Raw genomic sequence first — 15,378 nt, forward strand, 5'->3', positions numbered from 1 at the left:
TTCGCACTGTTATCCACACGGGGAGCCAGGGATCCTGCGTTCCCCGCTGATCTTTTTAGAGAGGTTTACGCTTGTTTGACCGTTATGATGCCGGTGAGCAGGCGGTGCTGGTACACATCTATTTTTCGCAAGACAAAGATATGGAAGACCTCCAGGAGTTTGAATCTCTGGTCTCTTCCGCCGGTGTCGAAGCAATGCAGGTGATTACCGGTAGCCGTAAAGCGCCGCACCCAAAGTATTTTGTTGGTGAAGGTAAAGCAGTCGAAATTGCGGATGCCGTAAAAGCAACCGGCGCGTCAGTCGTGTTGTTTGATCATGCGCTGTCTCCAGCCCAGGAGCGCAACCTGGAAGCCCTTTGCGAATGCCGTGTTATCGATCGCACGGGTTTGATTTTAGATATTTTTGCTCAGCGTGCACGTACCCACGAAGGGAAACTGCAGGTTGAGCTGGCGCAGCTGCGCCATCTGGCAACGCGTCTGGTGCGTGGCTGGACACACCTTGAAAGACAAAAAGGCGGGATTGGTTTGCGCGGCCCGGGTGAAACCCAGCTCGAAACCGACCGTCGTTTGCTGCGTGGCCGAATTACCCAGATCCTCTCACGTCTGGAACGTGTAGAGAAACAGCGTGAACAGGGACGTCGGGCGCGAACGAAAGCCGACATCCCGACGGTGTCGCTGGTGGGCTATACCAACGCCGGTAAATCCACCCTGTTTAACCAGATAACCGAGGCCCAGGTGTATGCCGCAGACCAGCTGTTTGCGACCCTGGACCCTACGCTGCGCCGTATTGACGTTGCAGACGTCGGTGAAACGGTGCTGGCGGATACCGTAGGGTTTATCCGCCACCTGCCGCATGACCTGGTGGCGGCGTTTAAAGCCACCCTGCAGGAGACGCGACAGGCGACTCTGCTGCTGCACGTGATTGATGCGGCAGACGTGCGCGTGCAGGAGAACATCGACGCGGTAAACGTGGTGCTCGAAGAGATCGACGCCCATGAGATCCCAACGCTGTTGGTCATGAATAAGATCGATATGCTGGACGATTTCGAACCGCGTATCGACAGAGATGAAGAGAACAAACCGATTCGGGTCTGGCTTTCTGCCCAGACCGGTATTGGTGTGCCACTGCTTTTCCAGGCTTTGACAGAACGTCTTTCCGGTGAGGTAGCTCAGCACACGCTGCGACTGCCGCCACAGGAAGGCAGGCTGCGCAGCCGGTTTTATCAGCTTCAGGCGATAGAAAAAGAGTGGATGGAGGATGACGGCAGCGTGGGGATGCAGGTGCGTATGCCGATCGTTGACTGGCGTCGCCTCTGTAAACAAGAACCTGCGCTGGTCGACTATATCGTCTGATCAGAAAGGGGATGCCTGAATAATTCGCCCTTGCATAACAAATATGGAGCATATACATGGCGTGGAATCAGCCCGGTAATAACGGACAAGACCGCGACCCGTGGGGAAGCAGCAAACCTGGCGGCAACTCTGAGGGAAATGGCAACAAAGGTGGTCGCGAGCAGGGGCCGCCGGATCTGGATGATATCTTCCGCAAGCTGAGCAAGAAGCTTGGTGGCCTTGGCGGAGGAAAAGGTTCTGGCTCGGGTGGCAATTCCACTCAGAGTTCGCGCCCGCCAATGGGTGGCCGCGTAGTGGGCATCGTGGCCGCTGCGGTGGTCATCATCTGGGCAGCCAGCGGATTCTACACCATTAAAGAAGCAGAGCGCGGCGTGGTCACCCGTTTCGGCAAGTTCAGCCATCTGGTTGAGCCGGGTCTGAACTGGAAGCCGACCTTCATTGACGACGTGACCGCGGTAAACGTGGAATCTGTCCGTGAACTGGCCGCCTCTGGCGTGATGCTGACCTCTGACGAAAACGTGGTGCGCGTTGAGATGAACGTGCAGTACCGCGTGACCGATCCTGAGCGTTATCTGTTTAGCGTGACCAGCGCCGATGACAGCCTGCGTCAGGCGACCGACAGCGCCCTGCGCGGTGTGATCGGTAAATACACCATGGACCGTATCCTGACCGAAGGTCGTACCGTTATTCGTAGCGATACCCAGCGCGAGCTGGAAGAGACCATTCGTCCGTACAACATGGGTATCACCCTGCTGGACGTCAACTTCCAGGCTGCGCGTCCGCCGGAAGAGGTGAAAGCCGCATTTGACGATGCGATTGCTGCCCGTGAAAACGAACAGCAGTACATCCGTGAAGCAGAAGCGTACACCAACGAAGTTCAGCCACGCGCTAACGGTCAGGCGCAGCGTATTCTGGAAGAAGCGCGCGCGTATAAGACGCAGACCATCCTGGAAGCTCAGGGTGAAGTGGCTCGCTTTGCGAAGATCCTGCCGGAATATAAAGCGGCACCGGAAATTACCCGTGAGCGTCTCTATATCGAGACCATGGAAAAAGTGCTGAGCCACACCCGCAAAGTGTTGGTTAACGACAATAAAGGCGGAAACCTGATGGTTCTGCCGCTGGATCAGATGCTGAAAGGCAGTTCTGCGCCAGCAGCGAAAGGCGACACCAGCGGCGCGAACAACCTGCTGCGTCTGCCGCCAGCCTCAACAGGCAGCGCCAGCACGAACACAACGCCTTCTTCGAACGATGGTGACATTATGGACCAACGCCGTGCTAACGCGCAGCGTAACGACTACCAGCGTCAGGGGGAATAAGGATGCGTAAGTCAGTTATTGCGATCATCGTCATCGTACTGGTCGTGCTTTATACCTCGATCTTTGTGGTGAAAGAAGGCGAGCGTGGGATCAAGTTCCAGTTCAGCAGCGTCGTGCGTGATGGCGACAAACGCCCGGTCATTTACGAACCGGGCCTGCACTTCAAGGTGCCGTTCATTCAGTCAGTGAAAACGCTTGATGCGCGTATCCAGACCATGGATAACCAGGCTGACCGTTTCGTGACCAAAGAGAAGAAAGACCTGATCGTTGATTCCTATATCAAATGGCGTATCAGCGATTTCAGCCGTTACTTCCTGGCAACAGGCGGCGGTGACGTTTCTCAGGCAGAAGTGCTGCTGAAGCGTAAGTTCTCTGACCGTCTGCGTTCTGAGATTGGTCGTCTGGATGTGAAAGACATCGTGACCGACTCCCGTGGTCGTCTGACCCTGGAAGTTCGCGATGCCCTGAACTCCGGTACCGCGGGCACGGAAGACGAGGTTTCAACCCCGGCAGCAGATGATGCGATTGCCAAAGCGGCTGAACGCGTTCAGGCGGAGACCAACGGTAAAGTGCCGGTGATCAACCCGAACAGTATGGCTGCGCTAGGTATCGAAGTGGTTGACGTGCGTATCAAGCAGATCAACCTGCCAGCAGAAGTGTCTGAGGCGATTTACAACCGTATGCGCGCCGAGCGTGAAGCGGTAGCCCGTCGTCACCGTTCACAGGGCCAGGAAGAGGCTGAGAAGCTGCGTGCAGCAGCGGATTACGAAGTCACCAAGACGCTGGCGGAATCTGAGCGCCAGGGCCGTATCCTGCGCGGTGAAGGTGATGCCGAAGCGGCGAAGCTGTTCGCTGATGCCTTCAGCCAGGATCCTGACTTCTACGCCTTTATCCGTAGCCTGCGTGCTTACGAGAATAGCTTCCAGAGCAACCAGGATGTGATGGTGCTCAGCCCGGACAGCGATTTCTTCCGTTATATGAAGACGCCGACTAACGCAACGCGATAAACTCAGGCTCGTTTGAGTATTCAAACCACCGCTCTTAACGGAGCGGTGGTTTTCTTTTATAAGGAATAAAAATGAATTCAACGATCTGGCTCGCACTGGCTTTGGTCCTGGTGCTGGAAGGCCTTGGACCGATGCTCTATCCACGCGCCTGGCGTCGAATGATCGCCACGATGAGCCAACTGCCGGATAATATTTTGCGTCGTTTTGGCGGTGGTCTTGTGGTTGCGGGCATCGTGATCTACTACATGTTGAGGAAAACGATTGGCTGATCAAAAAGTAGGCGCAATCGGCGTATTTTGAGGTCAAAAAGTGCTGTATATCTGAAAAAGCGATGGTAGAATCCATTTTTAAGCAAACGGTGATTTTGAAAAAAATGGGTAACAACGTCGTCGTACTGGGCACCCAATGGGGTGACGAAGGTAAAGGGAAGATTGTTGATCTTCTGACTGAACGGGCTAAATATGTTGTACGCTACCAGGGCGGTCACAACGCAGGCCATACTCTCGTAATCAACGGTGAAAAAACCGTCCTCCATCTTATTCCATCAGGCATTCTTCGTGATAACGTCACCAGCATCATCGGTAACGGCGTTGTGCTGTCTCCTGCTGCGCTGATGAAAGAGATGAAAGGTCTGGAAGACCGTGGTATCCCTGTTCGTGAGCGTCTGCTGCTCTCCGAAGCCTGCCCGCTGATCCTGGATTATCACGTGGCGCTGGACGTCGCGCGTGAGAAAGCGCGCGGTGCGAAAGCGATCGGTACCACCGGTCGTGGCATCGGCCCGGCTTACGAAGATAAAGTTGCACGCCGCGGTCTGCGCGTAGGTGACCTCTTCGACAAAGCAACCTTCGCTGAAAAACTGAAAGAAGTGATGGAATATCACAACTTCCAGCTGGTGAACTTCTACAAAGCTGACGCTGTTGACTACCAGAAAGTGCTGGATGACGTCATGGCGATTGCTGACATTCTGACCGGTATGGTTGTTGATGTGTCCGATCTGCTGGACCAGGCGCGCAAGCGTGGCGATTTCGTCATGTTCGAAGGCGCGCAGGGTACGCTGCTGGACATCGACCACGGTACCTATCCGTACGTTACCTCCTCTAACACCACTGCAGGTGGCGTGGCGACCGGCTCTGGCCTGGGTCCACGTTATGTGGATTACGTTCTGGGCATCATCAAAGCGTACTCCACTCGCGTGGGTGCGGGTCCATTCCCGACCGAGCTGTTTGATGAAACCGGCGAGTTCCTGTGCAAGCAGGGTAACGAGTTTGGCGCGACCACCGGTCGTCGTCGTCGTACCGGCTGGCTGGATGCGGTTGCAGTGCGTCGTGCTGTGCAGATCAACTCCCTCTCTGGCTTCTGCCTGACCAAGCTGGACGTACTGGACGGCCTGAAAGAAGTGAAAATCTGCGTAGGCTACCGTATGCCAGACGGCCGCGAAGTGACCACCACTCCGCTGGCAGCTGACGACTGGGAAGGCATTGAGCCAATCTACGAAACCATGCCGGGCTGGTCTGAGACCACTTTCGGTGTGAAAGAGCGTAGCGGCCTGCCGCAGGCGGCGCTGGATTACATCAAGCGTATTGAAGAACTGACCGAAGTGCCGATCGATATTATTTCTACCGGCCCGGATCGTACTGAAACGATGATCCTGCGCGACCCGTTCGACGCATAATCTTCGTGAATGCTGGCCTGCGGGGGGACCCGTAGGCCAGATAAGCGTAGCGCCATCCGGCGAACGCTCCTGGATCTCCGCTTTTTCGCCCCGTCTGTCAAATAAATTAGCCGCTAACTATCTGGCTGGTTTATCATCATTAATGAATATCTCTGCGGTTTGACCGCGTTTTCCCTTTTTTCCTGAGGTTGATGTGCAGTTAACAAGTTTCACCGATTACGGCTTACGTGCGCTGATTTACATGGCGTCGTTACCCGAGGGGAAGATGACCAGTATCTCTGAAGTTACAGAGGTCTACGGCGTATCCCGTAATCATATGGTCAAAATAATCAATCAACTTAGTCGTGCCGGGTACGTTGCTGCCGTCCGCGGGAAGAATGGTGGGATCCGTCTCGGTAAACCGGCACAGAGTATTCGTGTGGGCGATGTGGTACGTGAACTGGAGCCGCTGTCTCTGGTGAACTGCAGCAGCGAGTTCTGCCACATCACGCCCGCTTGCCGCCTGAAAAAGGCGCTTTCAAAGGCCGTGCAAAGTTTTCTCATGGAACTGGATAACTACACGCTGGCCGATTTGGTTGAAGAGAATCAACCGCTTTATAAATTATTGCTGGTGGAATGAAGAAAATTTCCACCGGAGCTGACAACGGAGGAACCGACATGTCACATGATCCTTTCCAGGAACGCGAAGCCGAAAAATACGCGAATCCTATTCCCAGCCGCGAGTTCATCATTGAACACTTAACAAAACGCGAAAAACCCGCCAATCGTGAAGAACTTGCCGTTGAACTAAACATTGAAGGTGAAGAGCAAATTGAAGCCCTTCGCCGCCGCCTGCGCGCAATGGAGCGTGACGGGCAGCTGGTCTTTACCCGCCGCCAGTGCTACGCGCTGCCAGAACGTCTCGATCTGCTGAAAGGCACCGTTATTGGTCATCGTGATGGCTTCGGCTTCCTGCGCGTGGAAGGCCGTAAAGACGATCTGTACCTCTCATCTGAACAGATGAAAATGTGCATTCACGGCGACCAGATCCTGGCGCAGCCGCTGGGCGCTGACCGTAAAGGTCGCCGCGAAGCGCGCGTGGTACGCGTTCTGGTGCCAAAAACCAGCCAGATCGTTGGCCGCTACTTTACCGACGCGGGCGTGGGCTTCGTGGTGCCGGACGACAGCCGTCTGAGCTTCGACATTCTGATCCCACCTGAAGAGGTGATGGGTGCCCGCATGGGCTTTGTTGTGGTGGTGGAACTCACCCAGCGCCCAACCCGTCGCACTAAAGCGGTAGGTAAAATCGTCGAAGTGCTTGGCGACAACATGGGCACCACAATGGCCGTTGATATGGCGCTGCGTACCCATGAAATTCCGTACATCTGGCCGAAAGCGGTTGAAGAGCAGATCGAAAGCCTGCGCGAAGAAGTGCCGGAAGAGTCCAAAGCGGGCCGCGTAGATCTGCGCTCCCTGCCGCTGGTCACTATCGACGGTGAAGACGCCCGCGACTTCGATGACGCCGTCTACTGCGAGAAAAAACGAGGCGGCGGCTGGCGTCTGTGGGTCGCTATTGCAGACGTAAGCTACTATGTTCGTCCGCACACTCCGCTGGATAACGAAGCGCGCAGCCGCGGTACCTCGGTCTACTTCCCGTCCCAGGTCGTGCCGATGCTGCCGGAAGTGCTGTCTAACGGCCTGTGCTCCCTGAACCCGCAGGTTGACCGCCTCTGTATGGTTTGCGAGATGACCATCTCCACCAAAGGGCGCTTAACCGGCTACAAGTTCTACGAAGCAGTGATGAGCTCGCACGCGCGTCTGACCTATACCAAGGTCTGGCATATGCTGCAGGGCGACCAGGATCTGCGCGAACAGTACGCGCCGCTGGTTAAACACATCGAAGAGCTGCATAACCTCTACAAAACGCTGGATCAGGCGCGCGAAGAGCGCGGCGGGATCTCCTTTGAGAGTGAAGAAGCGAAATTCATTTTCAACGCGGAACGCCGCATTGAGCGTATCGAGCAGACCCAGCGTAACGATGCGCACAAGCTGATCGAAGAGTGTATGATTCTGGCGAACATCTCAGCGGCACGATTCGTCGAGAAAGCCAAAGAGCCTGCGCTGTTCCGTATTCACGATAAACCGTCGACGGAAGCCATCACCGCGTTCCGCTCCGTGCTGGCCGAACTGGGTCTGGAGCTGCCTGGCGGTAACAAGCCAGAGCCGCGCGATTACGCCGAGCTGCTGGAGTCCATTGGCGATCGTCCTGACGCAGAAATGCTGCAGACGATGCTGCTGCGCTCAATGAAGCAGGCGATTTACGATCCGGAAAACCGCGGTCACTTCGGCCTGGCGCTGCAGTCTTACGCCCACTTTACCTCGCCGATCCGTCGCTATCCTGACCTCTCTCTGCACCGTGCGATCAAGTATCTGCTGGCGCAGGAGCAGGGCCATAAAGGGAACACCACCGAAACCGGTGGCTACCACTATTCGATGGAAGAGATGCTGCAGCTGGGTCAGCACTGCTCCATGACCGAACGTCGTGCTGATGAAGCAACACGTGACGTGGCGGACTGGCTGAAGTGTGACTTTATGCTCGATCAGGTGGGTAACGTCTTTAAAGGCGTGATTGCCAGCGTGACCGGCTTTGGTTTCTTCGTTCGTCTGGACGAGCTGTTCATCGACGGTCTGGTGCACGTCTCCAGCCTGGATAACGACTACTACCGCTTCGACCAGGTCGGTCAGCGACTGATTGGCGAATCTGGCGGCCAGACCTATCGTCTGGGCGACCGTGTGGAAGTGAAGGTTGAAGCCGTGAATATGGATGACCGTAAGATCGACTTCAGCCTGATCTCCAGCGAGCGTGCGCCGCGTAACGTCGGGAAAACCGAGCGTGAAAGGGCGAAAAAAACCGGTAACGGTAAACCGGGCGGCGGTAAACGTCGTCAGGCGGGCAAGAAGGTAAACTTCGAGCCGGACAGCGCGTTCCGCGGCGAGAAGAAACAGAAGCCGAAGGCGGCGAAGAAAGAAGCCCGTTCAGCGAAAAAACCGTCCGCGAAAACGCAGAAAATAGCGGCTGCCACCAAAGCGAAGCGCGCGGCCAAGAAAAAGCAGGCGGAGTAAAGTCTCCCCGCACCCTGACCCTCTCCCTAACCGGGAGAGGGGAAATACTTTTTACGAGAACCATCAATGAGTGAAATGATTTACGGCATCCACGCGGTGCAGGCCCTTCTCGAGCGCGCACCGGAGCGTTTTCAGGAAGTGTTTATTCTGAAAGGGCGTGAAGATAAGCGTCTGATGCCGCTGATCCACGCCCTGGAAGCGCAGGGCGTGGTGATCCAACTGGCGAACCGCCAGTTTCTGGATGAGAAAAGTGACGGTGCGGTTCACCAGGGCATTATTGCCCGCGTGAAGCCGGGCCGTCAGTATCAGGAAAACGATCTGCCGGATCTGATTGCCGAGCTGGATAATCCGTTCTTCCTGATCCTCGATGGCGTTACCGATCCGCACAACCTCGGCGCGTGCCTGCGTAGCGCCGATGCGGCGGGCGTGCACGCGGTGATCGTGCCGAAAGATCGCTCCGCGCAGCTGAACGCGACGGCGAAGAAAGTGGCCTGCGGCGCGGCGGAAAACGTTCCGCTGATCCGCGTGACCAACCTGGCGCGCACCATGCGTCTGCTGCAGGAAGAGAACATCTGGATCGTCGGTACCGCCGGTGAAGCGGATCATACTCTGTACCAGAGCAAAATGACCGGCCGTCTGGCGCTGGTGATGGGGGCAGAAGGCGAAGGCATGCGTCGTCTGACCCGCGAGCACTGCGACGAGCTGATCAGCATCCCAATGGCGGGCAGCGTGTCGTCCCTGAACGTTTCTGTTGCGACGGGTATCTGCCTGTTTGAAGCGGTGCGTCAGCGGGGAGAATAAACAGCAAGGCCGTCCACAGGACGGCCTTTTGTGTTTTCTCCCTCTCCCCGTGGGAGAGGGCCGGGGTGAGGGCACCAGACGGTGACAAACTCACTCCTCTAACGACCGCAAATGGTCATCCTTCCTTAGCGTCATCAGCGCGAAAATACTCACTACCGCCGTCGCCATCACGTAATACGCCGGAATATCCAGGTTGCCCGTCTGCTTAATCAGCCCGGTAATAATCAGCCCTGCGCATCCCGAGAAAATCGCGTTCGACAACGAGTAGGCCAGCCCCAGCCCCGTATAGCGCACGCGCGTCGGGAACATCTCAGATAGCATTGCCGGGCCTGGCCCTGCCAGCATCCCGACCAGACCGCCCGCAATCAACACCACAACAGCCTTCACCGCCAGCGTACTCGACTCTGCCTGAAGAATTTTCAGCAGCGGCAGGGCGAGGATCAGCAGCAGCGCGGTGGCGATAATCATCACCGTGCGGCGCCCGATCCGGTCGCTCAGGATCCCCGACGGAATGATGGTGAGTGCAAAACCAATATTCGAAATCACCGCTATAAGCAGCGCCTGGTTAAACCCGGTATGCAGCGCCGACTGCAGATAGGTCGGCATAATCACCAGGTAAGTGTACCCCGCTGCAGACCAGACCATTACGCGCCCAATCCCCATCGCGATGGCCCGGAGCGTGGCGGCAGTATCTGCCTGAGCGACAACCGGTTTATCCTGCTGCTGCACAAAGCTGGGTGTCTCTTCCATACTGACACGAAGCCACAGCGCAACGACGCCCATGGGCAGCGCCAGGAAGAAAGGAATGCGCCAGCCCCAGTCGTGCAGGGCTTCCAGCGTGAGGAGGGCAGAGAGCAGCGCCACGATGCCTGCACCCGCTAACAGCCCCAGCGCCACGGTAAAGGACTGCCACGCGCCATAGAGCCCACGCTTGCCGCGCGGGGCAAACTCCGTCATCAGCGAGACCGCACCGCCGTACTCGCCGCCCGCGAACAGTCCCTGCAGGATGCGCAGCAGCGTAATAATGAGCGGCGCGGCAATCCCGATGCTGGCATAGACCGGCACAATGCCGATGGCGGCGGTAGCGAGCGTCATCAGCACCAGCACAATAATGAGCGTCGGCTTACGGCCAATCCGGTCGCCGATGCGGCCAAACACCACCGCACCCAGCGGGCGGAAGAAGAAGGCGATGGCAAACGAGGCGTAGGTGAGGATCAGGCTGGTGACCCCCGCTTCCCCTTCAAGCTGGAAGAAGTTTTTCGCAATGACGGTCGCCAGAAAACCGTAGACCGCAAACTCATACCACTCGATAAAGTTACCAATGGAGCCTGCAATTAATGCTCGCTTGTGCGCATCCGGTTGCATAACGATCCTCACTGAAAAGGGTAAGAATAAATTATTCAACAAAAGCGAAGTCATGAAATAGTTTATTCTTATGTTCTGTGAGCTATTTCACGAATGATATCAGCGGGATCGTGAACGTGTGACTCCCCTCCCATGCAGCGTGTGCGCGGTCTGTCCATACTTATCGTCATTGCCACTGAAGGAGGGAGACAGCATGCACTGGCAGACCCATACCGTTTTCAATCAACCTGCACCGCTTTCCAACAGTAACCTTTTCCTCTCCGACTGCGCCCTGCGCGATGCGGTCTCGCGTGAAGGGGCCGAGTGGGATATCGAACTCCTCGCCAGCATTGGTCAGCAGCTGGGTACGGCGGAATCGCTGGAGCTGGGCAGGCTGGCGAACGTGAATCCGCCGGAGTTGCTTCGCTATGACGCCACCGGGGAGCGGCTGGATGACGTCCGCTTTCACCCGGCATGGCACCTGCTGATGCAGGGCCTGTGTGCCAACCGCGTGCATAACCTGGCGTGGGAAGAGGAGGCGCGTAAAGGGGCGTTTGTCGCGCGGGCCGCACGCTTTGTGCTTCATGCTCAGGTGGAGGCGGGCACGCTGTGCCCTGTCACCATGACGTTTGCCGCGACACCGCTCCTGCAGCAGGCGCTCCCCAAACCCTTTCACGACTGGCTGACGCCGCTGCTCAGCGATCGCTACGATCCTCATCTTGCGCCCGGCGCGCAAAAGCGCGGCCTGCTGATCGGTATGGGGATGACGGAAAAGCAGGGCGGATCGGACGTGCTGAGCAACACCACCAGGGCGGAAAAATGCAGCGACGGCAGTTATAGGCTGGTGGGACATAAATGGTTTTTCTCCGTCCCGCAAAGCGATGCGCATCTGGTGCTGGCCCAGGCGAAGGGCGGATTATCCTGCTTTTTTGTGCCGCGCTTTTTACCTGACGGGCAGCGCAACGCCGTCCGGCTGGAGCGCCTTAAGGACAAGCTCGGGAACCGCTCCAACGCCAGCAGCGAGGTGGAATTCCTTGATGCCTCCGGCTGGCTGCTGGGGGAAGAAGGCGAAGGGGTACGGCAGATCCTCAAAATGGGCGGGCTGACGCGTTTCGACTGCGCGCTGGGCAGCCACGGACTGATGCGCCGTGCGCTCTCCGTGGCGCTGTACCATGCGCATCAGCGCCAGACCTTCGGCAAAAATCTTATCGATCAGCCGCTCATGCGCGAAGTGCTAAGCCGGATGGCGCTGGTGCTGGAGGGGCAAACGGCGCTGCTGTTCCGCCTGGCGCGGGCGTGGGATAAACGCGCGGATCCGCAGGAGGCGGCATGGGCGCGGCTGTTTACCCCGGCCGCGAAATTTAGCGTGTGCAAAGCGGGCATCCCGTTTGTGGCTGAAGCGATGGAGGTGCTGGGGGGAGTCGGGTATTGCGAGGAGAGCGAACTTCCCCGCCTGTATCGCGAGATGCCGGTGAACAGCATCTGGGAAGGGTCAGGCAATATCATGTGCCTGGACGTGCTGCGCGTGCTGGCGAAGCAGCCGGGTATACACGATCGGCTTGCCGATGAGTTTGCGCAGGTAAAAGGGCAGGACAGACACTTCGACCGCAGCTGGCGGCAGCTTCAGCAAAAACTGCGTAAACCGCAGGAGGCGCAGGGGCGGGAGATCGCCCAGCAGCTTTTCCTGCTGAGTGCCGGGAGCGAAATGCTGCGGCACGCGTCGCCCCCGGTGGCGCAGGCGTGGTGCCGCATGATGCTGGATACCCGTGGCGGAACGGTGATGAGCGAGCAGGTGCAAAGTGACCTGCTGCTGCGTGCGACGGGCAGAGTCGGCTAGCCTTTTAGCTGGAACAGACTCACCAGTTGAGCCAGGTGTGAACCCTTCTCGCGCAGCGTTTGAGCCGTTTGTTCGCTGCGTGAGATGCGATCGGCATTGATATGCGACGCTTCGCCAATGTGGGTCATGGCGAGGTTCACCTGACCGATCCCGGCGGACTGCTCGCGTGAGGCATGGTTAATCTCGGTGACCAGCTGGCTGATGTTATCGATATGAATGATGATGTCATCCATCGCCAGGCGCGTCTGTTCAGACAGCGCATGACCCTCACTGACTTTTCTGAGCGTATCGCCAATCAGCTGTTCAATCTCCTTCACCGCGTTAGCGCTGCGTCCCGCCAGGGCGCGAACTTCCTGCGCGACGACCGCAAACCCTTTACCGTGCTCGCCCGCGCGAGCCGCTTCCACGGCCGCATTCAGCGCCAGGATATTGGTCTGAAAAGCAATGGACTCGATCACGCGCGTGATGTCTGCGATGCGTTTTGACGCTTCGCGAATGTCGTCCATGGTCGACACCGCGTGGGTGACCGTCTCACCGCCCTGATGAACCGCGAGCGAGGTTTCACCCACCAGCTGCTGCGTTTGCTCCATGTTGGCGGCATTTTGCTGTACGGTGGCGGCCAGCTGCTCCATGCTGGCGGAGGTCTCTTCCACGCTGCTGGCCTGCTTGTTGATCTGCTCTGAAATTTCGCCCGTATCGGCGGCTAGCGCGTTGGTGCCTGAATGGATCTCACCTGCGGCCTCGCGGACCTGCAGGACAATTTTTTGCAGGCCGCCACCGATGCCGTTGATGGCGTCGATCAGCTGTCCGACTTCGTCCTGACGCGTCACGGGCAGGCTGGAACGGAGATCCCCTGCGGCATATTGCCGGGCAAGATGGATCACATTGCGCAGTGGTCGGGTCAGCACGCGGCGAATCAGGACTACAAACAGGCCAGCAAACAGGATGGATAAGGCCGTACCGGCGAGGAGGAAACCGTCGCGCATGGCGGTGACGCTTGAGAGCAGTACCGATTTATCCACTTCACCCACGATAGTCCAGTTCCAGCCTGGCAGCGGGGTATAAGCCATTTTCAGCGTGCGGCCGTCGTCGCTTACGCGCTCCAGCGTGCCGGGTTTATCACTCAGAAGCTGTTGCTGCGTCGTGCCGTCCCACTTCGGCAGTTTTCCCTCTTCGCTGGCGTGGAAAAGGTATTGCCCGCGCGTTTTGCCGTTGCTGCGATCCAGCACGAAGAAGTGACCGCTCTCGCCCAGGCGGCGGTTGAGGATTTTCTCACGCATGACGTTCCAGGAGTGGGTGATGTCCACCCCGACAAAGACGATCGCAATGACCTGTCCTTCGGCGTTTTTAACCGGCTGGTACTGGGTGATGTAGCGTTTGCCAAACAGCAGCGCCAGGCCGCGGTAGACTTCACCTTTGTTGACGGCGGCAAAGGCCGGGCTGGCGTTATCCAGAACGGTACCCATTGCCCGCTCGCCGTTCTCTTTACGCAGGGAAGTGGCTACGCGAACAAAGTCGTTACCGCTGCGTACAAACAGCGTCGAAATGGCTCCCGTACGGTTCAGGAACGCGTCCGAAAGCGTGTTGTTTTCATGCAGCCCGGTATCTCCGCCTTTCAGAAGCGGAACGCTGAGCCCGTTAATTGTCTGGGTTTGGGAAGCATCAATGTTCAGGGGCTGCGGTAAAAAGGTGGTGAACAGACGGGTATAGCTCTCAACCTCTTCACTCAGGCTGGTGTTAAACATCTGCACCATGTCGACCATGCCGGTGGACTGATTATGCAGATCTTCTACCGCAAGGGCTTCAAGCTGCTGGCTGGCTTTTTGACTGAGCAGAAAAGTGAAAAGCAGAAACAGCGTGGCGACACTGACGCCGGTAAGCAGCGACAGTTTCGCACCCAGGCCTGCGCGGCGAAAAATGTTGATCATAAATTGCTCATCATTGAAAAGGTATGGTTCTTCAACGGCAGAGCGGGGATTACGTTTACTGGTTTAATGTAACAAAATGTTATTTTATTGTTCTTGATTTGTTTTTTATAAGATAAAAAATTTGCAAAAACGAAAAGCCACTAAAAATAAGTGGCTTTTATCAGGAGGGAGATTACACGTAGAGAATGGCCTGTACCCGCCAGTGGTCGATATGGTTATCTTCCTGCATCTGGATGATGCGATACCATGAAGCACCCTGCTCATCGGCCTTTAATGCCACGACACGTTCAACGTCTTGCGGGCTCCCCGAGATATTATTCACGGAGATCTGGCCAATTTCATTCAGGCCAGTCACACAATCAGCACTGGCGAATTCTGCTGACTGCGCGGTGGTGCTCAGCAGGCCTGCTGAGAGCAACAGTGAGGTCAAAGCAAGAGTTCGTTTCATCGTCAGCTCCATTTCACATATATCCGGTATCCGCCGGGCAATCCTTCGCAAATAAACTCCCTTCCATTGACGCGGGCATGGAGTTTATTGTGGACAGGAAAATGTCTATGGACGCAAAGCAGTGTAAATCTCGTTCAAAGGTAAACCATTATTTCCGGTACAAAATGGCCTGTGAATACCACTGTCCCGTTATGATGGTTTCGTCGATCATAATGATGACGTAATAATCTGCTTTGGCAGCGACGGCCTGTGCTTTTATTGCCGCTTCTGCGTCATCCGGAGAGCCGCGAACCAGCGCGGAGATGGTGCCCATTCGTTGTAATCCTTCCGTCTGATTACGACGAATCTCCTGTGGATGATCGGCGACCGGTGGAGCGGGTTGCGGCGTTCCCTGCAGCGCGCTACAGCCACTGAGCAGAAACACCAGCAATAAAGCAGCAAACCTGCGCATAACCATATCTCGTTTCCTGATAGCCATAGTGTAGTTGTCTGTGAATTTAGTTTTGGGGGAATGTTCCCGAAGTGTTATCTGGGACGTATATTTCGAATGAAAATGACGTGAAAGCGTAAC

13 protein-coding genes are annotated in these 15,378 nt (G+C 56.7%); 9 read left to right on the forward strand and 4 right to left on the reverse strand.

The window, feature by feature from the left end; genetic code table 11:
- The first annotated feature begins 71 nt into the window (after positions 1–71).
- The 8 genes from hflX to rlmB all read left to right on the forward strand — a co-directional run bounded on the left by hflX (position 72) and on the right by rlmB (position 9,250).
- Positions 72–1,352 carry a ribosome rescue GTPase HflX gene (gene hflX / locus AC0TOY_RS19080; protein WP_023310136.1) on the forward strand — a complete coding sequence of 427 codons (1,281 nt, stop codon included), beginning with the start codon at positions 72–74 and terminating at the stop codon, positions 1,350–1,352.
- Positions 1,353–1,408: 56 nt separating this feature from the next.
- Positions 1,409–2,668, forward strand: coding sequence for an FtsH protease activity modulator HflK (gene hflK, locus AC0TOY_RS19085; protein ID WP_024907334.1), 1,260 nt, complete (start codon positions 1,409–1,411; stop codon positions 2,666–2,668).
- A gap of 2 nt (positions 2,669–2,670) precedes the next feature.
- A complete protein-coding gene (gene hflC, locus AC0TOY_RS19090) occupies positions 2,671–3,675 on the forward strand; it encodes a protease modulator HflC (RefSeq protein ID WP_024907333.1) in 1,005 nt (334 codons plus the stop codon).
- Positions 3,676–3,746: 71 nt separating this feature from the next.
- The gene (locus AC0TOY_RS19095; RefSeq protein ID WP_003855996.1) at positions 3,747–3,944 is read left to right on the forward strand and encodes a DUF2065 domain-containing protein; all 198 of its coding nucleotides are present in this window, start codon (positions 3,747–3,749) and stop codon (positions 3,942–3,944) included.
- A 104-nt stretch (positions 3,945–4,048) separates the two neighbouring features.
- Entirely contained in the window at positions 4,049–5,347 is a 1,299-nt protein-coding gene (locus tag AC0TOY_RS19100; RefSeq protein WP_024907332.1) for an adenylosuccinate synthase, read from the forward strand.
- 193 nt (positions 5,348–5,540) lie between these two features.
- On the forward strand, positions 5,541–5,966 hold the full coding sequence (nsrR, locus tag AC0TOY_RS19105; RefSeq protein WP_023334253.1) for a nitric oxide-sensing transcriptional repressor NsrR: 426 nt from the start codon (positions 5,541–5,543) through the stop codon (positions 5,964–5,966).
- A 38-nt stretch (positions 5,967–6,004) separates the two neighbouring features.
- Complete coding sequence (gene rnr, locus AC0TOY_RS19110) at positions 6,005–8,449, forward strand: ribonuclease R (protein WP_148770159.1); 2,445 nt, start codon at positions 6,005–6,007, stop codon at positions 8,447–8,449.
- A 66-nt stretch (positions 8,450–8,515) separates the two neighbouring features.
- Positions 8,516–9,250, forward strand: a complete 735-nt coding sequence (rlmB, locus tag AC0TOY_RS19115) for a 23S rRNA (guanosine(2251)-2'-O)-methyltransferase RlmB (protein WP_048989501.1) — start codon at positions 8,516–8,518, stop codon at positions 9,248–9,250.
- Between the two features lie 90 nt (positions 9,251–9,340).
- Here the strand turns inward: rlmB and AC0TOY_RS19120 are convergent, their stop codons facing one another.
- Positions 9,341–10,615 (reverse strand): MFS transporter, encoded by a 1,275-nt coding sequence (locus AC0TOY_RS19120; protein ID WP_473722374.1) that lies wholly within the window; start codon positions 10,613–10,615, stop codon positions 9,341–9,343.
- Between the two features lie 193 nt (positions 10,616–10,808).
- Here AC0TOY_RS19120 and AC0TOY_RS19125 point away from each other — a divergent pair, with 193 nt between their 5' ends.
- Complete coding sequence (locus AC0TOY_RS19125) at positions 10,809–12,431, forward strand: isovaleryl-CoA dehydrogenase (RefSeq protein ID WP_048989497.1); 1,623 nt, start codon at positions 10,809–10,811, stop codon at positions 12,429–12,431.
- Here AC0TOY_RS19125 and AC0TOY_RS19130 read toward each other — a convergent pair.
- From AC0TOY_RS19130 to bsmA, 3 genes are all read right to left on the reverse strand, one after another.
- Complete coding sequence (locus AC0TOY_RS19130; RefSeq protein ID WP_370884145.1) at positions 12,428–14,359, reverse strand: methyl-accepting chemotaxis protein; 1,932 nt, start codon at positions 14,357–14,359, stop codon at positions 12,428–12,430. The two genes, AC0TOY_RS19125 and AC0TOY_RS19130, sit on opposite strands and share 4 nt — an antisense overlap.
- 172 nt (positions 14,360–14,531) lie before the next feature.
- Positions 14,532–14,819, reverse strand: a complete 288-nt coding sequence (yjfN, locus tag AC0TOY_RS19135) for a DUF1471 family protease activator YjfN (RefSeq protein WP_032645202.1) — start codon at positions 14,817–14,819, stop codon at positions 14,532–14,534.
- A 136-nt stretch (positions 14,820–14,955) separates the two neighbouring features.
- Positions 14,956–15,285, reverse strand: a complete 330-nt coding sequence (gene bsmA, locus AC0TOY_RS19140; RefSeq protein WP_024907326.1) for a biofilm peroxide resistance protein BsmA — start codon at positions 15,283–15,285, stop codon at positions 14,956–14,958.
- Positions 15,286–15,378 lie beyond the last annotated feature (93 nt).

This window comes from Enterobacter sp. PL_is379, assembly GCF_055817355.1.